At 53.3% G+C, this 22433-nt stretch carries 19 protein-coding genes and 1 pseudogene; 12 read left to right on the top strand and 8 right to left on the bottom strand.

Annotated elements, in window-relative coordinates; all coding sequences use genetic code 11:
* Positions 1–292: 292 nt before the first annotated feature.
* From LOC67_RS14215 to LOC67_RS14225, 3 genes are read left to right on the top strand one after another with little or no spacing between them, the layout of a single operon-like run.
* Entirely contained in the window at positions 293–2041 is a 1749-nt protein-coding gene (locus LOC67_RS14215) for an Hsp70 family protein (protein ID WP_230263270.1), read from the top strand.
* Positions 2038–3177, top strand: a complete 1140-nt coding sequence (locus LOC67_RS14220; RefSeq protein WP_230263271.1) for a hypothetical protein — start codon at positions 2038–2040, stop codon at positions 3175–3177. The genes LOC67_RS14215 and LOC67_RS14220 overlap by 4 nt, the downstream gene beginning before the upstream one ends.
* Entirely contained in the window at positions 3174–4850 is a 1677-nt protein-coding gene (locus tag LOC67_RS14225; RefSeq protein ID WP_230263272.1) for a hypothetical protein, read from the top strand. The genes LOC67_RS14220 and LOC67_RS14225 overlap by 4 nt, the downstream gene beginning before the upstream one ends.
* Here LOC67_RS14225 and LOC67_RS27735 read toward each other — a convergent pair.
* A complete protein-coding gene (locus LOC67_RS27735) occupies positions 4842–5102 on the bottom strand; it encodes a sensor histidine kinase (RefSeq protein WP_410001146.1) in 261 nt (86 codons plus the stop codon). The genes LOC67_RS14225 and LOC67_RS27735 overlap by 9 nt on opposite strands.
* Here LOC67_RS27735 and LOC67_RS27740 point away from each other — a divergent pair.
* On the top strand, positions 5041–5241 hold the full coding sequence (locus LOC67_RS27740) for a hypothetical protein (protein WP_410001147.1): 201 nt from the start codon (positions 5041–5043) through the stop codon (positions 5239–5241). The genes LOC67_RS27735 and LOC67_RS27740 overlap by 62 nt on opposite strands.
* Here LOC67_RS27740 and LOC67_RS27745 read toward each other — a convergent pair.
* From LOC67_RS27745 to typA, 5 genes and pseudogenes are all read right to left on the bottom strand, one after another.
* Positions 5238–5501 (bottom strand): annotated as a pseudogene (locus LOC67_RS27745) (histidine kinase); the annotation flags it as partial. The gene LOC67_RS27740 and the pseudogene LOC67_RS27745 sit on opposite strands and share 4 nt — an antisense overlap.
* A gap of 84 nt (positions 5502–5585) precedes the next feature.
* Complete coding sequence (locus LOC67_RS14235; protein WP_230263274.1) at positions 5586–5951, bottom strand: STAS domain-containing protein; 366 nt, start codon at positions 5949–5951, stop codon at positions 5586–5588.
* A gap of 397 nt (positions 5952–6348) precedes the next feature.
* The gene (locus LOC67_RS14240; RefSeq protein ID WP_230263275.1) at positions 6349–6933 is read right to left on the bottom strand and encodes a hypothetical protein; all 585 of its coding nucleotides are present in this window, start codon (positions 6931–6933) and stop codon (positions 6349–6351) included.
* Positions 6933–7469 carry a hypothetical protein gene (locus LOC67_RS14245; RefSeq protein WP_230263276.1) on the bottom strand — a complete coding sequence of 179 codons (537 nt, stop codon included), beginning with the start codon at positions 7467–7469 and terminating at the stop codon, positions 6933–6935. Before LOC67_RS14245 ends, LOC67_RS14240 begins: the two co-directional genes overlap by 1 nt.
* Positions 7470–7878: 409 nt before the next feature.
* A complete protein-coding gene (gene typA, locus LOC67_RS14250) occupies positions 7879–9738 on the bottom strand; it encodes a translational GTPase TypA (protein ID WP_230263277.1) in 1860 nt (619 codons plus the stop codon).
* Positions 9739–10118: 380 nt separating this feature from the next.
* Here typA and LOC67_RS14255 point away from each other — a divergent pair, with 380 nt between their 5' ends.
* The 8 genes from LOC67_RS14255 to LOC67_RS14290 all read left to right on the top strand — a co-directional run bounded on the left by LOC67_RS14255 (position 10119) and on the right by LOC67_RS14290 (position 19328).
* Entirely contained in the window at positions 10119–11498 is a 1380-nt protein-coding gene (locus LOC67_RS14255; protein WP_230263278.1) for a Na(+)-translocating NADH-quinone reductase subunit A, read from the top strand.
* Positions 11499–11599: 101 nt separating this feature from the next.
* The gene (locus LOC67_RS14260) at positions 11600–12898 is read left to right on the top strand and encodes an NADH:ubiquinone reductase (Na(+)-transporting) subunit B (protein ID WP_230263279.1); all 1299 of its coding nucleotides are present in this window, start codon (positions 11600–11602) and stop codon (positions 12896–12898) included.
* Positions 12885–13703 carry a Na(+)-translocating NADH-quinone reductase subunit C gene (locus LOC67_RS14265; protein ID WP_230263280.1) on the top strand — a complete coding sequence of 273 codons (819 nt, stop codon included), beginning with the start codon at positions 12885–12887 and terminating at the stop codon, positions 13701–13703. Before LOC67_RS14260 ends, LOC67_RS14265 begins: the two co-directional genes overlap by 14 nt.
* Before the next feature lie 3 nt (positions 13704–13706).
* Positions 13707–14333 (top strand): NADH:ubiquinone reductase (Na(+)-transporting) subunit D, encoded by a 627-nt coding sequence (locus tag LOC67_RS14270; protein WP_230263281.1) that lies wholly within the window; start codon positions 13707–13709, stop codon positions 14331–14333.
* Between the two features lie 21 nt (positions 14334–14354).
* Complete coding sequence (nqrE, locus tag LOC67_RS14275; RefSeq protein WP_230263757.1) at positions 14355–14993, top strand: NADH:ubiquinone reductase (Na(+)-transporting) subunit E; 639 nt, start codon at positions 14355–14357, stop codon at positions 14991–14993.
* Positions 14994–15049: 56 nt separating this feature from the next.
* On the top strand, positions 15050–16270 hold the full coding sequence (gene nqrF / locus LOC67_RS14280) for an NADH:ubiquinone reductase (Na(+)-transporting) subunit F (RefSeq protein ID WP_230263282.1): 1221 nt from the start codon (positions 15050–15052) through the stop codon (positions 16268–16270).
* A gap of 37 nt (positions 16271–16307) precedes the next feature.
* Positions 16308–17672: an FAD:protein FMN transferase gene (locus LOC67_RS14285; protein WP_230263283.1), complete on the top strand. Its 1365-nt coding sequence runs from the start codon at positions 16308–16310 to the stop codon at positions 17670–17672.
* Between the two features lie 366 nt (positions 17673–18038).
* A complete protein-coding gene (locus tag LOC67_RS14290) occupies positions 18039–19328 on the top strand; it encodes a Gfo/Idh/MocA family protein (RefSeq protein WP_230263284.1) in 1290 nt (429 codons plus the stop codon).
* Positions 19329–19417: 89 nt separating this feature from the next.
* On the opposite strand, the gene LOC67_RS14295 is transcribed toward LOC67_RS14290, so the two are convergent.
* Both LOC67_RS14295 and LOC67_RS14300 read right to left on the bottom strand, forming a co-directional pair.
* Complete coding sequence (locus tag LOC67_RS14295) at positions 19418–20560, bottom strand: hypothetical protein (protein WP_230263285.1); 1143 nt, start codon at positions 20558–20560, stop codon at positions 19418–19420.
* 26 nt (positions 20561–20586) lie between these two features.
* Complete coding sequence (locus tag LOC67_RS14300) at positions 20587–22419, bottom strand: hypothetical protein (protein ID WP_230263286.1); 1833 nt, start codon at positions 22417–22419, stop codon at positions 20587–20589.
* Positions 22420–22433: the final 14 nt, after the last annotated feature.

Below are 22433 nucleotides of genomic sequence, written 5' to 3' on the forward strand. Positions count from 1 at the left end.
CATCAATGCCAGCGATGTCCGCTATCCAGCGGAGCAACATCAATAGCAGCGAAGTTTCCTTGGGGCCAATGATTTGGTTGTGTCCAAGTCTTTCGTCTATCGCACGCAGTGGCCCGAAATGTGACACCGGTCGCGGGTGATAGTCGCGCTGTGGGTCATGTTGAGCCAACAAATTGGAATGATTCGGCTGACAGTAGTTTGTCCGAGAATTTGCTTGGTTCATCTAATCGTTGGTGCGTGATTATCCTGCCTGAATCTATCCGCTCCGTTGCCACTCGCCTCCTTCATTTGAATGACTTCGACAGAGAATCCTGCCCCTTGTGTAGGGATCGATTTAGGGACGACCAATTCGCTCGTTAGCGTTTTTCGTGAAGGCAAGCCTGAACTGATTCCCAACAGCCACGGGACTTTTCTGACGCCATCAGTCGTGGGTGTTTTGCCAAGCGGTGAGATTGTGGTTGGTCAGGCGGCAAAGGAGTTGCGAGTGACAGATCCGCGATCCTGTGTGTCTTGTTTCAAGCGGTTCATGGCACAGAATCGTCGCTTTTCGATTGGCGGAAAAACATTCACTCCGCCCGAACTTAGTTCGATGGTGTTGCGGTCGCTTAAGGAGGATGCGGAGAAGTTCTTGGGCGTCGAAATCACTGACGCGGTGATCACCGTACCTGCCTATTTCAACGATCATGCCCGGCAGGCAACACGACTGGCCGGTGAGATGGCTGGGCTGAACGTTCGGCGAATGATCAACGAGCCGACAGCTGCGGCATTGGTCTATGGTTTCCACGATCGCACGGATGAGAAAACGATCACCATCATCGATCTCGGTGGCGGTACTTTTGACGTCACGGTGATGGAGGTTTTCGAGAGCACTTTGGAAATCCGATCGACTGCCGGCGAGAGTATGCTTGGTGGAGAAGATTTCACGGACCGAATCGTTGCCGAGGTTCTCGCATCAGAGCAGGTTCAGTTGGAGCTTGCCGAGCTAAACAGCCCACTGCGTGTTGCTCGACTACGCGGCGAATGTGAAGCGGCGAAGCGTTCATTATCGACAGGCAACTCGGCCAGCATTCGTGTGCCCAATCAAGATGGCGAACTCGGCGACAACCCAAAACAATTCGCACTCGACGACGAGCAGTTTAAAAAGCTCTGCAAGCCGCTATTTCAACGTGTCTCCGCTCCTGTCGCGCGAGCTCTTCGGGATGCAGAGCTTGGTCCGGAGGAAATTGATGAAGTGATTTTGGTTGGTGGCGCTACACGAATGCCTGCCTTTCAGGAGTTCACCGAAGACTTCTTTCAAAAGCCCGTCACGTTGCGTTTTAATCCAGACGAAGTGGTCGCTTTGGGCGCGTCTGTTCAAGCGGCTTTGATCGAACGTGACGTTGCAGTTGATGACATGATGATGACGGACGTTTGTCCGTTCACACTGGGGATCGAGGTCAGTAAGGAGCTCGGTGGACAGCATCAGCAAGGCTACTTTTCACCACTGCTGCACCGCAACAGTACGATTCCGATATCACGTGAAGAAACGTTTTATACCGTCTCGCCAAATCAGCCTTCGGTTATCGTTCGCGTATTCCAAGGTGATGCTCGTAAGACATCGGACAACACGTTGATCGGCGAACTTGAAGTCAGTCCCTTGCCTCAGGGCCCTGCAGGCAGCCCACTGCTGATTCGTTTTACCTATGACATCAGTGGTGTGTTGGAGGTCGAAGCCTACACGCCTGGTGGTCAAAAATTTCGAACGATTCTAACGAACCATATCGAAAATCTATCGTCCAAGTCGATCGAAGAGGCACGGCAGCGGATCGCGACGCTGAAGTTTTACCCGCGTGAAAACCTAGCCAACTTGCAATTGGCACGATTTGCCGAACGTATGCTTGGTGAGCTTCCGTCTTGGCAACGCGAGCAGTTAGATCAGGCGATTGATGTGTATGAGGCTGCGATGAACCGCGCCAACCGTGAGGAGTTTCTGATGGCAAAGCAGCTGCTATTGGACTGCTTGTCGTCGCTCGGAATCGAGCCTGAGGGTGACCAGGTATGAGGTTGCCGGAAGACTCAGGCCGTGTGTCGGATGAGACCGCCAAGGCATATCTTCGCGAGATGTTGCAGCTCAATCCGGTCTGGCAATCTGGATTGATTGTCCGCCGAAGAAATGAGTTGCTTGATTTAGCTTCATCGGATAACGGTCAGATCCAGGGTGGCGGTGTTGGCGGAGCGAAGCTCGACGAGCGCACGGGGTCTAGTCAAGCGAAGTCATATCAATCGGACTCCACCGTTGATCATTGGCAAAATCAGCAAAAGCGAGACCAGGCTGCCCAGTACCTCGGTCGCGTCCATCAGCAGTTCTACGCGCTTTCCGATAGTCAGCTTGAGTTCTACTTGCACTTTATCAGCAATGGGCAGTTTCCAGAATTTGCAGAACGAGTGCAGCGATTAAGTGAGGTCGCGAAGCAGCGTAAAGCGATCGAAGAGATTTCGAAGGATTGTCCCGACGAGCCATTCGTTACCGCATTAAGAAGCTCGTTGGTCGCGCCCGCACCCATCGCTGGGCATTTTTGGGAAGCCTATATCGATAGTCTTGTTTCGTCACGAAAGCTTCGTCACCGAGTCAAGCGGATTCACAAGATCGTTCGAGATTATCCGGCGGTCTACGAACTTGAACGAAGTTGGTTTGACGAAATCCTGGATCGAAAAAATCAGGCGGCTTGGTTGCGAAAGGGTTCGGTGACCGGGCGAGCTGGTAGCTTTTTGCGTCGCAAGCAGAACCTATTGACCGTGCTCTCCATCATCGCCGTATTCGTCATTTCGGGAATCATGTCGGAAGACAATGATTCAAAGAGAACGAACCAATCCAGGCAACAGCAGTCTCAGCCATTTCGATTGGGGAACCGCTCGGGCGGACAGCAGATTCCATCGTTTACTCCTCAGTCGCCTTCCGGGCAGGAGATCGTGGTACCGAAGTTTACGCTGCCACCGCTACGCGTTGAACCAAGATCAAGTGTGAAGTCGATCGCCGATTTCTATTTGGAAAACGCACCGCCAGAGGGCACGGAGAATCTCGATTGGTGGCGGCCTCTTTCGGATTCGCCAGTCAAAAGACTTAGTGAGAAGCTGGAATCCGCTGGCGATGAAATCGATACCGAAGCTGAGGCTCCGGAAGCGATCGAGGGCCGATGATGTTCAAGATCGAATACTTGCCATCGGAGCCCGAGCAGTTTTTCGACTTGCCATCGGGCTACGACCGCCGTGAATTGAAGCGTCGCTATGGGCGAGCGATTCGCCAGTTTGCACCGGACTCACATCCAGCTGAATTTCAGTTGGTGCGTGAAGCCTACGAGCGGCTTGAACGCATGCTGCGATACCAGAAAGGCCAGCAGAACACTGCCGAAGCAAACCAAGCATGGAAAGATAAAACGCAGTCGAAAGTTTCAAAGGCGACCGAGGAAAATCCTGCCACGGGAATCAGCGGTGCCCGTGAGTATCCCGTCGAACCTCAAAGGGGTCGGCCGCAATTGACGGTTCAGCAATTGGCGCTGATTGATCCCGCAAACGCTCTTGAAAAGCTGAATCGCCAGGCGGTTTTATCGCCGCAAGAATACTACCTGCAAGCAGTGCTTGGCGATGCGATCGCAGGAATGAAGTCCACTTCTTACCTGGAAAGACTGCTTGATGGACTGGAAGCCCATCCTTCCGATCAAGGTTTGATTTCGCTGGTAACGGAGTGCATTTCACGCGACGTCCCAGACGTCGACGTCGTTGACACTATTGAGTCCGTAGCGAAGCGAATTCGGTCGCCACTGTTCTATCAATTGACCGAACCGCTTTGGCTTCGCCTGGTCGAATCGGTTGATTTCACACAGTGGCACGTTCTACTGGATCAGTGTGATAGTGGTGTTCGACAAACTGATACTCATGCTCGATTGAATTTCTACCTGCGGATTCTGCATGCCGCAATTTGGTTTGCTCCGCAGCATTGGACCGAGCAGAAGATTGGCGAGATGGAACGGCAGTCGTCTGTACTGGACGAGTTCGGCCAATTTGAACTGGAGTATCTCAGTGCGCTATGCGTTCTGCTGAATCAAACATCGATCGAAACTGAAAGTGATCCTTTAAAACATCGCTTGCTTGTCGCGATGAAGACACACTGCTTGTCCAGAAGCGGTGAAGCCTATACCGATCTCGTCCAGCAGCTCGCAGAGCTTTCTCGCGATGGTGCGGCAATACGAAAAGCATTCCCGGTTCGACAGCAAGACAATAACGACGCTTGGGTGATGGCGACTCAGCTATTGGTCGCGCAGGTTCGCCAAGTAACTTATCGACGCGACGGTCTAAGTGGTAAGGAGTTCGGCAACCAGATTGCTCGGATGCTGTCGGATTTGCAGCCGACGGCCAGTGTTGTGCTGCGTGGTCAAGAAGTCGCGAAGTTCTACTATTTCACTGTGCCGCTGGTGCTCTGGCTGTTCGGTGGGGCGATATTCATCTTCCCACCGTTGTTGTTGCCTATGATCTGGATCCCTGACTCAGCATCTGCGTTCTATGCACTCGGTACCTTGGCCGGCACCATCACTGGGTTGTGCGTATTGTTCTTTCGATGGTTCTATCCGCGGATGTTAAAACCTCGTCAAGAACGAAAGGCTCTCGATTGGTTGCTCGCGGCTTATCGAAAGAATTGGCGAAAGCGTTTGTTCCGTTTTGCACAGACAAGTAATCAGCCAATCGGAACGTTGCTCCAACACATCGCTCACGTCTCGCATCAGACGCATCATTTAGTATTGGGTGAAACCGTTCAGTACTTCGGTTCCCAAGATGCGGGTTTGGTAATCTATGTGTCGCTGCGATCGTTAATGTAGCGATAGATTTACGAGTGTCGGTCCGCCCGGTTTCGATTCGACCGACAGCGTTTTCCCGACCAGTGCCGCCCGGCCTTTCATCGCCCGAATACCGAAGTGACCTGAGGGAACTTCGTTGGGGTTAAAACCGGTTCCGTTGTCTTCGATCGACAAAGAATTCGAATCACAGCGAATCGAAACCGCGGTTGCTTTGCCATGGCGTGTCGCATTGCGAACCGACTCAACCAAGACTCGGTACGCAGTCGTCGCCAGATCTCGGTGTAGCTTAGGATGTCCAAGCGGGGTCGAAGGGTCGATAACCCATTCGGCTTCGCATTCGTCGCCACAGATTTTTGTTACCGCATCTTGGGCCGCCATCAGCCAAGGCAAGCTTTCCAGTTCAGGCGGATAGATCTCGGTTAAAAGATTGCGACCGAGCGACAATGCTTCTTGCAGCCATTGGCGGACCAAGTCGATCTTCTCGGCAGCACTGCTGTCCAGTTTAATGCCTTCTTCATCTGACGTCCATTTCAATGACTGCAGCGTTGCTGATGCGCCAAAGATTAGCGGCAGCAGCAAGTCATGAATGTCATGTCCGATTTGAGACCGTTCTAGATCGATCAACTCTGACGAAGTCATTGATGGTTCGTCAGGCGAATGGTTCGATGCCATTGCGGTCAGGTCTCTGCGATCAAGTCTCTGTGACTGGGTCTCAGCTGATGAAAATAATTCTCTGTCGTCCAGGAGAATTCAATCTCAGCTAAACCAGCCTTTCTTTTCGAAGCTAGCGATGGCTTTCTCTTCGGAAGCTTGGATATCAAACAACTTGTTCAAGTTCGTGATCTTGAACACTTCCAAGACGTTTGGAGAAACTTCGCAAAACTTCAGTGTCACGCTCTGCGCTTTGCAAGTCTTGTTCAACATGACGAGCTTTGTGATCATCGCTGACGACATGAATGAAACGCCGCGGAAGTTTAGCAGTAGCTTTTTGTTGATCGCCTGAGGAACAGACTCTTGCAGTTCTCGGCCAACAAGTTCGATCCGTTGACTATCCAAAATCTTGCTGTCCATAAATCCGACAACCAAGACTTCCCCGTTGTTTTGCTGAGTGGTGGCCGACATTGACAATGCTGCTAGGAGTAGATGGAGGGGCCAGCGGAAATTGGCTGTGGCGTTGACGCCACGAGCAGTTCCAACGCCAACAGATTACCAGCCCGAAGGTTCCAGGGCAATTCGGCGACCCTACCAAGGTCGATGCTCTGCCCGAAAACGATCTCAGCATAACGATCGCATAAGGTGGGCGGTTGTGAAAAACGGTGTCGGGCCGATGCGTATCCCATTTTTGCAGACCACGAGCCGTTAGGTCGTGGCGTGGATATCACCAGGAATGCCAACGCTGGGTTTTACTTCCGGCTCAATCCCGGTCGCATTGGGGAACACGGGTAAACTCTATGGTCGATTAGGCAGACGGGCTTGCAGTGCAAACCCGGTGTCTATTTCACGGCTTTATTCCGCGGTTCTATTCAGCAGACGATTTTCGATAAAGCGACGAGGCATCAACCATCACGGAATCAATGTCCGCGTTAAAGGTGGCTGTTCCAGCAACGACCACGACGTCACCCTTCATGAGCCCGAGGGCTTGGCGGGCATCCCCGGAAAGCACGTTCCCATCAGCATCACGGAACTGAATGATCGCTTTGGGGGCGTTTGCAAGCGTCCGTTTGCAGAAGGGGCAGTTGTCAGCGTGATCTGGATCTCCGCCGGTATGGTCTTCATCTGGCAACTGTGAAATCATGAACGCCACTTGGTTGGGCTGAAACGGATCGCTATCGCCAGCGTCAATCTTGCCAGCGATAATCACTTCCGTTGATTCCAACGCGGCGTCTTTGATTTCCGTTGGTGTTTGAACGTCACCATCGGGAGCCGACGACAAGACCAATTCAGGCATGCTCGCTTCGGATCGGGACTGCCCCGATTCGGCTTTTGGCGACGACTCGTTACACCCGACAAGGCTAAACGTCACCAAGGTCAAGCACGCAGCGCCCAGCTTTACCAATGCCCGGGGTGCCGAATAAGCAACCGAATGATGGTCAATGACGTTCATTATTCGAGACCTTTCAATTCGTCGATCGAAGCTTGGATGGAGCTTTTCAGGCGATCATATTCGCCCGCCGTGTCGGCTTCTTCGGGGGCATCGTGCAGGGTCGCATCGACAGCGGTAAAGTCATTGATCAAAGACTTGATCGCTTTGTCAGCCGTCGTTTTCTTGTCGGAGTCTTCCATTTTGGCAACCATTTCTTCGGCCGCGATCAAGACTTCACCGACGTGATGCAAAGGATCGTGGGCTCCGGCGGCATCTGCATTTTTCAGGTGCTCAGCGATGTCCGCATTCAGTTCGGTAATCTCGGCCAACGCTTCATCGATTGATTTGAAGTCGTGGCTGTGGTCGTCGTCATGATCGTGACCGCTGTGATCGTGATCGCCATGGTCATGCCCGTCGTGATCGTGATCGTCGTGGCTGTGTTCGCCTTCGCCGCTTTCGCTAACGGTGGTCGTCGAGGGTTGGCTGCAGCCGGGTAGCAGCGCGAAGGTCATGGTGGCAAGTAAGCCGAATCCGAATGCAAAGTGGCGTTTGTTCATCGATGAACCTGAGAATTTTGGGGTGGGGAATCCGTGATGGCCTGAGATCTAGCAGGCCGAACAGCCTGTTGTTTTCCTGTTGTCGCCCTCCACTGCGTGCAGGTAGCGTTTTTTCCCCGCTGGGATTTTGTCGTCCAAGGCGACTTTGCGAGGGATCAATCCTGGAAATCAACAGGTCGCTAAAGTATCGGCAATCAGCGCGGAAGTCTGGTGACCAGTCAAAACCGCCGCACCAATCGAGACCATGGTTTGTATGACCATGGCTTCATTGTACGGCAAGCGAACGCCAACGGTTCGCTTGCCAGTGCGTGTCAGTTTACCTGTCGCCTTTGTCGGATCTCAGAATTGCTGTCGGCTGTCGGAATTGCCTATCCGAATTGACTGGCTCTAGCAGAGGCCAGCGATGGCGCTACTTTGCGGCGCGGCTTTCGCGTCGTCGGTCTGATTCTTTCAGCAAAATCTTGCGAAGACGGATGTTTTCCGGTGTGACCTCAACCCACTCGTCTTCCTCGATATATTCCAGGGCCATTTCGAGCGACATGTCACGTGGTGGTTTCAGCACAACGTTTTCGTCGCTACCGGACGCACGCATGTTGGTCAGTTTCTTTTCCTTGCACGGATTGATCGTGATGTCGTTGTCACGAGAGTTTTCGCCAACGATCATGCCTTCGTAAACGTCGACACCGGCTCCGACAAAGAACTCGCCGCGATCTTGGAGTCCGAAAAGTGCGAACGGCATCGTTTTGCCGCTGACCATCGAAATCATGGCGCCGTTGGAGCGATGGGGAACATCCGCCTCCAGTGGGCGGTAGCTTTCGAAGCGGTGGTGGATTACTGCGGTTCCGCGTGTCGCGTTTAGCAATCGCGTACGCAAGCCGATTAGGCCTCGCGATGGGATTGTGAATCGAAGCAGGCTGTATTCGCCGCGTTGCTTCATTTCTTCCAACGCACCTCGGCGCAGTCCGACCAGTTCCATCACCGGGCCCATGGCATCGGTGGGAACTTCGACGCGAAGCGATTCGAAGGGTTCGTGCAGTTTGCCGTCGATTTCGCGATTGATCACGCGGGGTTTTCCGATGCTCAGCTCGTAGCCTTCGCGACGCATCGTTTCGATCAGAACGGCCAGGTGCAAAACGCCTCGTCCTTTGACAGCATAGGCTTCGGTGCCAGGAATCATTTCGACTCGCAGGGCGACGTTGCGTTCGAGTTCTTTCTCGAGGCGGCCTTTGATTTGCCGCGTGGTGACGTATTTGCCCTCGCGTCCGGCAAGCGGCGACGAGTTGACGGCGAAGACCATTTCCAGGGTCGGTTCGTCGACAGCCAGTCGTTTGTAGGGGTTGTTGGCGTCAACCATGCTGACGGTATCGCCGATTTCAACGTTTTCCAAGCCTTCCAATGCGACGATGTCACCGGCTTGTGCTGATTCGGTTTTGGTTCGGCCAAGTTTGTCGAACGTATAAAGCCCGGCAATCTTCTGTTTGACGACTTTGTCTTTTTGGTGCAGTTCGATGGTCTGGCCTGCGGTGATTCCGCCCGCACCGATCCGTCCGACCGCGATCCGTCCGACATATTCGCTCCAGTCGAGCGTTGTTACCATCATGCGTAGCGGTGAATCGGCGTCGATCTCGGGACCGGGCAAGTGGTCAACGAGCAGGTCCAGCAGCGGACGCATGTCATTGCTGGGGGTGTCGGGGTCGTTCGTCGCGAATCCGCTTTTTGCGCTGGCAAAGACGTAGGCAACCGAATCGAGCTGGTCTTCACCACCCAGTTCAGCGAGCAGTTCGAGAGCTTCGTCAAGAGCTTCCGCGGTACGCGCGTCCGGACGGTCAATCTTGTTGACGACAATGATGGGTTTGACGCCCGCAGCGAGTGCTTTTTCCAAAACGTAGCGAGTCTGGGGCATCGGGCCTTCAGCGGCATCGACCAAGACCAGACAGCCGTCGGCCATTTGAACGACACGTTCAACTTCGCCACCGAAATCCGCGTGACCGGGAGTATCGATCAAATTGATTTTCACATCGCGGTAGCTGATCGCAATGTTTTTCGAAAGGATCGTGATCCCCCGTTCGCGTTCCAGGTCATTGGAATCCAGGATTCGCTCTTCTTTCAGCTCCGCATCTCTAAACTGACCGCTCTGCTTCAGCAGGCAATCGACGAGGGTCGTCTTGCCGTGGTCAACGTGGGCGATGATGACGACATTCCGAATATCGAGGCGTCGTTCGGATCCGCCGTTCTGTTCGGAAACTGCAAGTGGTTCGGACTGAGACAAGGTAACTGAAACGTGTTAGTGAAGACTGGGGGCCGATGACGAAGAGTGCATTGGCTTAGCAATTACCGCGTATCAGATCAATTACACACCTAGGGATAAACGACGAGATGTTGCAAAACTTGCTCTTGTGCAAGATCGCATCGCTAACCCGGATGCACAGGGGACATGCGGTCCCTAAGCCAACAGTTTTAAGTCACAGAGAAACTACATCTGGCACGTGCCCTTTGCGTGCGCACTAAAGAGTTGTAATATTCCGCACAGCAACCTTGTGAAGCGTCCTGCAAGCCCGTGATTTGTTATCGCGGGCTTTGACAAGGATCGACTTTGTGAAAATTATCACAAAGTTCGGCGTATCTACGTGACGCGGCACCCATCGCCGGATGCACAACCCACCGCTCTTCCCTAGCCATATGATCACGATCAAAGAGGGACTGGATCTTCCGATTCTCGGCAATCCCGCCCAGCACATTGAAGTTGCCAAGCCTGTTAAGCAGGTCGCATTACTTGGCGACGATTACATCGGAATGAAGCCAACGATGTTGGTCGCTCCCGGTGACAAGGTAAAACTCGGTCAACCTCTGTTTACAGATAAGAAAACAGAGGGCGTGACCTTCACGTCGCCCGCGGCCGGTACGGTTGCGGACGTTGTTCGTGGTAAAAAACGAAAGTTCGAAGCAATCGTCATTGACGTTGACCCGTCGGCTGGCGAATCCGATTGCGTCAAGTTTGACGTCGGTGATTTGGATTCGATGACCAAGGAGTCATTGACCAGTTTGCTGACCGAAAGTGGTCTATGGACTTCGATGCGGACTCGTCCATTCGGCAAAGTCCCAGTCCCAGGGACGACTCCGAGTTCGATCTTCGTTCAAGCGATTGATACCAATCCATTGGCGGCCTGCCCCGCGACTGCGATGGCGGATCGAAAAGATCAGTTTATCGTTGGCCTTCGTGCGTTGACCAAGTTGACCGAAGGCACCGTACATGTGTGCAAAGCACCTGGCTCGGAGATACCCGGTGACGGTGTTGCGGGAGTCCAGGCGACCGAATTCGCCGGTCCACACCCGGCCGGTTTGGTCGGAACACATATCCACGAACTCGATCCGGTTGGCCCAACCAAGACCGTTTGGTACTTGGGTTACCAAGACGTGATCGCGATCGGTGCATTGATTAGTACCAGCAAGTTGGATGTCCGACGAGTGATCTCTTTGGCCGGTCCGGTGGTCGGTAAGCCACGCCTGCTGGAAACCCGCATCGGGGCATCGGTCACCGAACTGATCGACGGTGAATACGACAGCAGTATCAAAATTCGCCCGATTTCAGGATCGGTCCTGCAAGGTCACGTTGCCGATGGGCTGCACGCATTCTTGGGACGTTTCCACACTCAAGTTTCTGTCTTAGAAGAAGGTGATGAACGTGAATTCCTAGGCTGGCAAATGCCTGGGTTTGACAAGTTCAGCACTACCAAGGTCTTTGCTTCGGCGATGCTGCCTGGCAAAAAGTTTGCCTTCACCACCTCGACCGGTGGCAGTGAGCGTGCCATGGTTCCACTGGGGACCTACGAAAAGGTGATGCCGCTGGACATCTTGCCAACGCAGCTTTTGCGGGCATTGATCTGTCGCGATACCGATCAGGCACAACAACTCGGTGCCTTGGAACTTGAAGAAGAAGATTTGGCTTTGTGCACGTTCGTTTGTCCCGGGAAGTACGAGTACGGATCTCTGCTTCGCGAAAACCTGACAACGATCGAACGCGAAGGTTAACCCATATAGCGATTGGCGCTAGCCGCCATCGATTCGAGCAATTTGATTTCGGCAATTCTGAATCGATTCAATCATCCGAAATTTTTGGACACTGATAACCAATGAAAGCACTTCGCGATGCTCTGGACAAAGTCCATCCGCTCTTTGCTAAGGGCGGACCGCTGCAGATCGCGTATCCAATGTACGAGGCGCTTGACACGTTCTTGTACACACCGGGCGAAGTCGCGCATGGCAAAACGCACGTGCGGGACAATATCGATCTGAAGCGAATGATGATTACCGTGGTCATGGCACTCGTGCCAGCGACCTTATTCGGAATGTGGAATGTTGGTTACCAAGCCAACTTGGCAGTACAGCATGCCGCCGAAGCTGGAGAGCTTTACCAGGGCGGGATGTACTTTGATTTCCACCACTGGTTGGGATTTGCCAACGATCCCGGCAATATCACCGATTGCTTCTTCCTGGGGGCGATTCACTTTCTGCCGATGTACATCGTTTGTATGTTCGTCGGGGGACATGTCGAGTTGGTCTTTAGTGTTCTGCGCGGACACGAGATCAACGAAGGCTTCTTGGTGACCGGTTTGTTGTTTCCGCTGACCTTGCCAGCTTCGATTCCGTTGTGGCAAGTCGCCGTGGGGATCGCCTTTGGCGTCATCGTTGCCAAAGAGGTCTTTGGCGGTACAGGCAGGAACTTCCTGAACGTGGCGTTGACCAGTCGGGCATTCCTGTACTTTGCATACGCAGGTCAAATCAGCGGTGACAAAGTTTGGACCGCCGTTGATGGGTTCAGCGGTGCGACCGCCCTTGGTCAAATGGCTGCTGCGACACCAGATCCGAGTGGCGAAACTAACGCAGCGATTGAGTCATTGCAAAGCGTCAGCTACGCAATCGGCCAAGCCGATCCTGTGACCTGGACCGACCCGATCACCTTGAGCAGCGCTTTCTTGGGAACCATTCAAGGTTGCGTCGGCGAAACGAGCACGTTGATGTGCATCATCGGTGCCGCAATCCTGATCGGAACCGGAATCGGTTCGTGGAAAATCATGGCGGGTGTTTTGGCCGGCGTCGCAGGAACCGCGTTGTTCTTGAACGGTGTCAGCGGACACACCAACCCCATGATGGATGTGCCGTTCTACTGGCACTACGTCGTCGGCGGTTTAGCGTTTGGTTTGGTCTTCATGGCGACTGACCCGGTCAGTGCTTCGATGACTGAAACTGGTAAATGGATATATGGCGGTTTGATCGGGTTCATGACGGTGCTGATTCGTTGCATCAACCCGGCGTTCCCCGAAGGCATCATGTTGGCGATTTTGTTCGGCAATGTCTTCGCACCGCTGATCGACTACTTCGTTGTCTCGATGAACGTTCGTCGGAGGATGGCCCGTTATGCCGCAACGTGATTCATTGGTAGGTACCCTGCTGACCGCGACAGTACTTTGCGTGGTCTGCTCCGCCGTCGTTAGCGTCGCCGCGGTAGGCCTACGGAATAAGCAGGAAGAAAATAAGGTTTTGGACCGTCAGAAGAACATTCTTGACGCGACCGGGTTGGCTCGTGGCGAGTACGGCTTGCCGGCTGCCCAGCTTTCCAAAGAACAGATTGATGAATTGACCGGTTGGATCAGTGAAAAGCTGGTCGACTTGGAAACCGGTGAATACGTCACCGACATGGATCCCGCTAAGTACGATCCCCGTGAAGCGGCTGAAAAGAAAGACAGCAGCGTCGAGATCAAGGACGTCAAGTACGATCCCGGTGTCGACCGCCGCGAGAAAATCGCCAAGGTTTACTTGGTTAAAAAGCCCGGTTCGGAGGGAGAGTTCCAGCAGATCGTTTTGCCTGTCTACGGCAAGGGATTGTGGTCCACGTTGTACGGCTTTTTGGCAATGAAGAGCGACCTGCAAACCATTCAAGGTTTGACGTTCTACCAGCATGCCGAAACACCAGGTCTTGGTGGCGAGGTCGACAACCCAGCGTGGAAAGCACAATGGGAAGGCCAACAGCTGTATGACGAAAACGGTGAACCTGCGGCCCTGGTCGCCAAAGGCCCAGCCCCTTCGGGAAGCGTCTACGCGGTCGATGGTTTGTCGGGTGCGACTATCACCAGCCGTGGTGTCACGACCCTGCTTCGCTACTGGGGCAGCGATGATGGATACGGCAAATTCATCAAGAACTTGACTGAAAAACAATCCGCAAAGTCGGGATCCTAAGACATGGCAGAATCAAAAGCGAAAAAGGTCGTCTTCGATCCGCTGATCGATAACAATCCGATCGCCCTGCAGATCCTAGGAATCTGTAGTGCTCTTGCGGTAACGACCAAACTGGAAACTTCGATCGTGATGGCGATCGCCGTACTATTGGTTACGGCTTGCAGTAACTTCTGCGTCAGTGCCATCCGCTCATTCATCCCCAGCAGCATCCGGATCATTGTGCAAATGACCGTGATCGCTTCCCTGGTAATCGTCGTTGACCAGATCTTGAAAGCCTACCTGTTTGATATCAGCAAGCAGCTTAGCGTTTTCGTCGGTCTGATCATCACGAACTGTATCGTCATGGGACGCGCCGAAGGCTTCGCGATGAAGAACAAGCCCGGCGTTAGCTTTCTTGACGGTGTCGGGAACGGCCTGGGTTACGGCCTGGTCCTGTTGTTCGTCGCGGTTTTCCGCGAGGTATTGGGCAGCGGAACCCTGCTCGGCTACACAATCTTGGAACTGGATCGAAACGGCGGTTGGTACAACCCCAACAACCTGATGCTGTTGCCACCTAGCGCTTTCTTCCTGATCGGATTTCTGATCTGGATCATCCGCGCCTATAAACCCGAACAAATCGAAGAGGCGTAAGGGAAACGAACCATGGAAAACGTGATCGAAACTCACCTCAGCATTTTGCTGAAAGCCATCTTCGTTGAGAACTTGGCACTCGCCTTCTTCCTCGGGATGTGCACGTTTTTGGCGATCAGCAAGAACGTCAAGACGGCAATCGGGCTCGGTATCGCGGTGATCGCGATCGAAGCGATTACTGTCCCCGCCAACCAATTGATTTACTCGCTGTTGCTGAAGAAAGGGGCGCTCACTTGGATGAATCAATTTGTCTCGACGGAAACGATCGACTTTTCGACGGTCGACCTAAGCTTCCTCGGGTTCATTAGCTTCATCGGTGTGATCGCCGCGATGGTTCAGATCCTGGAAATGTTCTTGGATAAGTTTGTTCCGTCGCTTTACAACACGCTCGGTATCTTCTTGCCACTGATCACCGTGAACTGCGCGATTTTGGGTGCTTCACTGTTCATGCAGGAACGCAACTACAGCTTCGCCGAGTCTTGTACTTATGGGCTGGGCTGTGGAGTGGGTTGGGCGCTGGCCATCGCCGCATTGGCGGGAATCCGCGAAAAAATGAAATACAGCGATGTACCACCCCCGCTCCGCGGTTTGGGCATCACATTTATTACGGTTGGTCTAATGGCCCTCGCATTCATGTCGTTCAGCGGCATCCAGCTGTAGTGCATCGCCAGCCCATTATTGAATCCCTTTAAAATCAATCAGTCAAAGAGACGAAAATGGCCACCATCTTTCTTGGCGTCCTCATGTTCACCGCGGTGGTGGTGGCACTTGTGGTCGTCATTTTGTTAGCCAAAAAACAACTTGTGGCTTCCGGCCCGGTCAAGATCCTGATCAATGATCAAAAAGAGATCGAGATCCCCGCCGGCGGTAAGCTTCTCGGTGCACTCGCCGATGCTGGCATCTTCGTGTCCAGCGCTTGCGGTGGTGGTGGTACCTGTGCCCAATGCCGGGTGAAGGTGACCGAGGGCGGTGGCGAGATTTTGGCAACCGAAAAGGACCATATCAACAAGAAAGAAGCCGCCGAAGGCGATCGTCTTTCTTGCCAGGTCGCAGTCAAACAAGACATGGTTGTCGAAGTTCCCGAGGAAGCGTTCGAAACCAAGAAGTGGGAATGCACCGTCAAAAGCAACGACAACGTTGCGACCTTTATTAAAGAGTTCGTGCTTCAACTTCCCGAAGGCGAAGACGTGAACTTCAAGGCTGGTGGTTACATTCAGATCGAATGTCCTCCACACGTTGCCAACTACAAAGACTTCGCAATCCAAGAAGAGTATCACGAAGACTGGGATAAGTACGACATTTGGCGTTTCGTTTCAAAGGTCGACGAGCCTGTCATTCGCGCGTATTCGATGGCCAACTATCCGGGCGAAAAAGGCATCATCATGCTGAACGTCCGTGTTGCGACTCCACCCCCGCGTAACCCTGAATTGCCACCAGGTAAGATGTCCAGTTACATCTTTAATCTAAAGCCAGGCGACAAAGCGACCATCAGCGGTCCGTACGGTGAATTCTTCATCAAAGACACTGACGCCGAAATGGTTTACATCGGTGGTGGTGCGGGTATGGCTCCTTTGCGTAGCCATATCTTCGAGCTTTTCAAGCGTCGCAAGACGAACCGAAAGGTGAGCTACTGGTATGGCGGTCGGAGCATGCGAGAACTGTTCTACGTCGACCACTTCCGTGAGATCGAAGAGGAATTCCCGAACTTCAAGTTCAACATCGCTCTGTCGGATCCATTGCCAGAAGACAACTGGGACGGCTACCAAGGTTTCATTCACCAAGTGTTGCTGGAGAATTACCTCAGCAAACACCCAGCTCCCGAAGACATCGAGTACTACATCTGTGGACCGCCGATGATGAACGCGGCAGTCTTCAAGATGCTTGACGATTTGGGTGTCGAGCCCGAAAACATCATGTACGATGACTTCGGCGGTTAGGAAACCGAACGTTTCTCCATCTTTAGATCACTGTCATATGACGATCAATCGCACGCGGCGGAGCCTTGCACTCGCCGCGTTTTTTTACGCCTGCGTGTTCTCGCTGCAATCGACTGTGGTGTCGAATGTTCGTGCCCAAGACGTGTCAGGAACTGAGATCCGTCAGTTCAACGGGGCGACGATGGGGACCAGTTATATGGTCAAAGTCATCGGGATTTCCGATGTGTCGGATGATTCAATCAAGCTGGCGATCGATGCCGAACTCCGCCAGGTCAATGACGAAATGTCAACCTACATCAAGGCATCGGAAATCTCTCGGTTCAATGATACTGAAAGCACTGATTGGTTTCCGGTAAGTCGACCGTTCGCGGAAGTGGTTGGATTCGCGCAGAAGGTATCAAAGGCCACCGACGGTGCGTTCGATGTGACGGTTGGACCCTTGGTTGATGCGTGGAGTTTCGGACCGAGCGAGAGAACGCAAACGGTTCCAAGTGCCGAACAAATCCAGACGATTCGCAAGCAGGTTGGCTACGAGAAACTTGAGTCACGTCTTGATCCGCCTGCATTACGCAAATCGGTTCCTGGGCTTCGAATCGATCTTTCCTCGATCGCCAAAGGACACGGTGTTGATCGTGTGATTGAGCGAGTTAAAACGCTTGGTGCTGAATCCGCATTTGTTGAAATCGGAGGCGAGGTGCGAACAATCGGGGAGAAACCAGACGGCCCATGGCGAGTCGGAATTCAACTTCCAGATGCGAAGCAAGAAACCGTCATGGTTGCTCATCCGATGGAGCCGACCGAGAAAGCGGGAAATTCGATGGCAACGTCCGGTGACTATCGAAACTTTTTCATGGTCGATGGCAAACGTTATTCACATACGATCGATCCCCGGACGGCAAAGCCGATCGAACATAACTTGGCGTCGATCACGGTTGTCGCACCATCGTGTATGGCCGCAGATGCTTGGGCAACGGCGCTGAGCGTTGTTGGCACTGATGCGGCATTGAAGTTGGCTGATGAAAACGAACTGAATGTGTTGCTCGCACAACGCAATGAAAATGATTTTGCATTGTTCGCGACGGGGAATTTGACCGCCTATGTCGAAACGAACGACGAGCAATCAAACGGTGTGTCCGATGCACCGGAGACGGCCGAAACAGACGAGAAGAGTATGTTTACCGAAGTTGTTGCGATCACAATCCTTTCCTTTGGCGTGTTCTCGATCTTGTTGTTCGCGATGGCGGTCGGCGTGATCTTTGGACGCAAGCAAATTAGCGGTTCGTGTGGTGGGCTCAATAGCCAAACCAATCCTGATGGCAGCACCAGTTGCTCGCTATGTAGTAATCCTTCGGACGCTTGCCGTGAGCTTCGTGAAAAGATGGCCGAGAAGGAAAACGTCTAGGGCCTTCTCCCGAGTCGTACTCGTACTCCGGCTTTAGCCAGTACTCGTTTCTCGTACTCGAAATGTCGGGGAAGTGACGTGGCGAAGCGACGAGTACCACTTCGTTGAGTACGAGTAGGAGGTACGAGTACGATGTTGATTGCAATGGTTATCTTCCATTTCGTACTCGTACTCAGGCTTCAGCCGGTACTCGTTTCATCGTACTCGAATTGTCGGCGCGATCGGCGGTGAAATGCTGCGGCGAGTACCACTACGTTGAGACCATGGCGCACAACGGTGCGGTGGGGACGGCTATGATGGAGCCGACGGAATGAAATGTTTCGTCAGCCCTTCCATCCCTGTCCTTCCCCACCTGGATTTCAACCGATGCCCAATAGACGCCAATTTGCCACTGGTGCGATCACTGCTGCCGCAACGATGACGGCGAATCAAGTTTCTGCGGCAGCGAGTGAAAGAATTCGAATCGGAGTGATCGGTGTGGCCAATCGCGGCGGCCAACTGATCGACGCATTTCTTCCACATTCGGACTGCGAAATCGTTGCGGTCTGCGATGTTGATTCGATTGCCTTGGACAAGGCGGTGGCAAAGTTGGATGGCAAACCCAAAGCCTACCAGGATTTTCGCCACGTTATTGATCGGCAAGATATCGATGCGATCGTGGTTGCGACGCCTGATCACTGGCACGCGATACAGACAATCTCCGCTTGCGATGCGGGAAAGGATGTCTACTGTGAAAAGCCTTTGTCGGTCGCGGTTAACGAAGGTCGGGCTATGGTCAAAGCGGCTCGTCGAAACAATCGCATTGTTCAAGTCGGAACTCATCGTCGAAGCAGCAAGCTGTACCGAGAATTGGCACCTCAAATCCAGGCAGGAATGATCGGAAAGGTTTGTGTCAGTCGTGCGTTTCGAACCAGCAACATGTATCCAGACGGGATTGGTAAGTTTGCAGCAAGTCAACCGCCGAACACGCTGAACTGGGATCTCTGGTTGGGGCCAAGACCTGAGCGACCGTACCAGGAAAACATCGCTCCCTATAAATTCCGTTGGTGGAAGAACTACTCATCTCAAATGGGAAACTGGGGCGTTCACTATTTGGACGCGATTCGTTGGTGCACAGGAGACGAAGCACCGAAAAGCGTTTGTGCGATGGGAGGCAACTTTGCTGTCGATGATGACAGGACAATCCCTGACACGATGCAGGTTACATTTGAATTCGAATCGGGACGTCTTGCGATTTTCGGGCAGTACGAATCCAGCGGAAATCGGGCCCTTCAGCAAGGTGAGATTGAACTGCGAGGGACTGACGGGACTTGCTATGTCAGTGAACGCGAGTACGAAATCATCCCTGAGTCGGGAGGGCAATTTGCCAAACGCGGGCCAAGGATGAAGCCACAAAAGAAAGCCGTCCCTGGCGGTAATGCGCTACTTACCGAAGACCATGCGAGAAACTTCTTGGATTGCATCAAGAGCCGGGAACTACCCAATGCGGATGTGGAAATTGGTCATCGAAGCACGACGATGAGTTTGATTGCGAACATCTCTCTTGCGGTCGGACGCCGGCTGGAATGGGATGCTGCCCAAGAACGTTTTGTCAATGACGATGAAGCAAACGACTTGTTGCAATACGAATACCGAGCTCCGTGGAAGCTGGGCTAATAGCCAATGAAAAAGTCACCCTTCCGTGTCCGGGAGGGTGACTCATCTTGTTTTCAAACAGCTGCTGAAGCGAACAATAACTGATTGCCTCAGTCCTGGATGGCTCGCTTACGGAAGTACGCTTCGATCGCGTCGCGATAGTGAGTTGGGAGATCGCGGCTGATTTTTTGCAATGCTTCTTTGCGTTCTGCCGGCGGAAGATTTCCCCAGCCCGGATCGGCATCGAGGTCCTTCTTTTTGACGTTCCCATCACCAGAACCGCCAGCGATTTGGCTGTCCTGCATCGGAGACTCTTGCCCGTTTTGCGGCTGTCCACCTTGGCCGCCGGATTGTTGCTGTTGTTGCTGCTGCTGTTGTTGTTGCTGCTGTTGCTCTTCCAGTTTGTCGATCAGCTTGGTCAGCTTGTCGATAATCTTCTGCTCTTGCCCCTCGACTTTTTCATCGCTTCGTCCAAGGTCCAGTCGCCTGGAAACGTCAGTCATCAGACGAGCAATCTCATCAAGCGAGTCTTCTTTCAGTGGTTTGATGTCGGCAAGCATCAGTTTACCGAGTCGTGAAAACCGTACTGGGCAATCATCTTCGTTTTCGAGCAATACTCGAAGATCGACTAGTGCTTCCTTCTTCATCAACAAAGCGTGATAACAGGCGGCGCGGTAAAACAGCGAACTTGCCGGATCGATCGATTCGGTTGGGTCGACTTCTGCGATAACGGGTAGGGCTTCGTCGTAGAGACGCCCGCGAACCAGTGATCGTCCAAGCCAAGTACGGACGGTCATGCGGATTGTTTTAGGCAGCGATTCGATGGCCGCATACTGGGGCGCCGACGGATCGATGCTGGCTGCTGCCGCGATCGGGTCGACACGATTGATCTCGATCAGCTTTTCAACCGAATCATTGAGGCTGGCGATTGCGGAGACAAACGCATCCATTGGGTCGATCTGTTCGCGGTCCATGCTTTGAACGAACATCGACGAGGTTTGATCAACGATCGAGGGTACCACGCCGTACTCGTCGAGCGATTGGCGAAGCATCATCGCCATCTGGTCGTGATTCTTCGCGGACCACGATTTATCGCCGTCCAGGCTGTCGGAGAGGGCTTCGTCGCCGACCGCACGGGTGAGAAAGACGCTGGTGACCAATAGCAACCAAAGGGCGAAAGCAGTGACATTCGAACGACGAATCGAGCGAGAGTCGTGTGCGAGCGACATCGTTGTCGCGTGTTTCTGGTTCACAATAAGTCCGCCTTGGTTGGAGTCGACTATTGGTTGCGCCTCATCAGCAAGTCGCGTGTAATTTTGTATAACCGGCTTTGTCTGTCGGACAAGTTTTGCAGCAGGGGATGCAAGTCCTGTGCCGAAGTATCGTCCGATTCTAAGAGTCCAGCATAGCGTTGTGTGGTGGACTGGATCCGTTTTTCCATAGTGCGGATCAGTTTCAGCTCGGAAATCGCCCCAACCAGGGGCTGTTCTCCGGGTTGTCCGGCCTGTTGTTCGCCGGATTGCCCTTCCTGTTGTTTTTGTTTCTCAAGGTCGCGTTGAGCCTGCTGCATTGCCGCAATCATTTCTTCGATTGCGGCCAGGACATCTTGTTGGATGCCTTGTGTCACGGCATCGATTTGCGACTTGCCCAAACGTTGTGCAATCCGCTCGCTATCATTGCGGATTTGCTCGACAACTTCGGGAAAAGCGACACTGGAGCCTTCTTCACGCAGCAGAAGCATGGCTCGATCCGCTTCGACGGTGATTTGCTTTTGCTCGAAGGAAATATCGCCAGCACGAAGGTCTGTTTGCCGATTCCGCTGTGATTTGGGAGTTTCGGCCAATTGGGCGGTGTCTTCGAGAACTTTCGCCTGCATGGCAGCCATCTTTTTGAGACGGTTTTCCAGTCTGGCAAGTTCCCTTTGCATCTCTTCTTCGCGAAGTTGACGCAAAATTTGCTCCAATTGGTCGATCGCTTGACGCAAATTTTCCTCGGCAGCGATCTGGTTTTCGACGGCTTCGTCGCGTTTGGCCTTTTCGAGCTGTTCCTCGGCCTGACGCATCTTTTCAATAGCGTCTTGCAGTTTTTGCTCGGCAGCTTGCTCCGGTGATTTGGGCTGTTGCTGGGCGTTTTGCTGACCCTGTTGACCTTGTTGACCCTGCTGACCTTGTTGACCCTGCTGACCTTGTTGGCCCTGCTGACCTTGTTGGCCCTGCTGACCTTGTTGGCCCTGCTGACCTTGTTGGCCCTGCTGACCTTGTTGGCCCTGCTGACCTTGTTGGCCCTGTTCGCTTTGTTCTTGGGGCCCCAGGGACTGATCGGACTGATCGGACTGATCGGACTGATCGGACTGATCGGACTGATCGGACTGATCGGACTGATCGGACTGATCGGACTGATCGGACGGATCGGACGGATCGGACGGATCGGACGGATCGGACGGATCGGACGGATCGGACGGATCGGACGGATCGGACGGATCGGACGGATCGGACGGATCGGACGGATCGGACGGATCGGACGGATCGGATTTGCTATCCTCGAGCGGGTCGTCTTCGGAAATCTGTTCCTTTAAGTCTTCGCTGCGATCGGCGATCGATTCCTGTTCTTTGCTCAACTGGTCCATGTCCGCGCCGTTTTCGGTACGTGCGCGGGTGCTTCGCTGTGATCGCTCGATTCGTTTGAGATCTTTGATCATCTTCGCGATGTGTTCTTTCTCATCGCGGATTCGATTCGCCCGGTCTTCACTGGTCAGCAGCTTCAGGATTTCAGACAGCCCTTTAGCGGCGGTATCTTGGTTGCTGATCGCATCGGAATACTTTTCGTTTTGCAGCGATTCACCTGCGGAACGCAGTTGCTGCAGCACAAACTTTTCACGCGATTCCTTTGCCGCACGCCGCAGCAATGCTGCGCGTTCGGGATTCTCGGCAGCTTCGACGTCAGCGAGACGGAGCAGCAATTCTTCGAGTCGTTGATAGCGATCGGCGACGCCATTTTGACGTGAGGCTAGGTCCGATTCTTGAGCCCGCAGCGGTGCTGATGCGAACGAAACACCGAACAGGACGGCGCCCTGGAGTAGCGTTCTGTGTAGTAGTCGGATTGATTTGGGCATAGGACTTCTGCGTC

This window comes from Stieleria sp. JC731 (assembly GCF_020966635.1).
In the GTDB taxonomy this organism is placed as follows: Bacteria; Planctomycetota; Planctomycetia; order Pirellulales; family Pirellulaceae; genus Stieleria.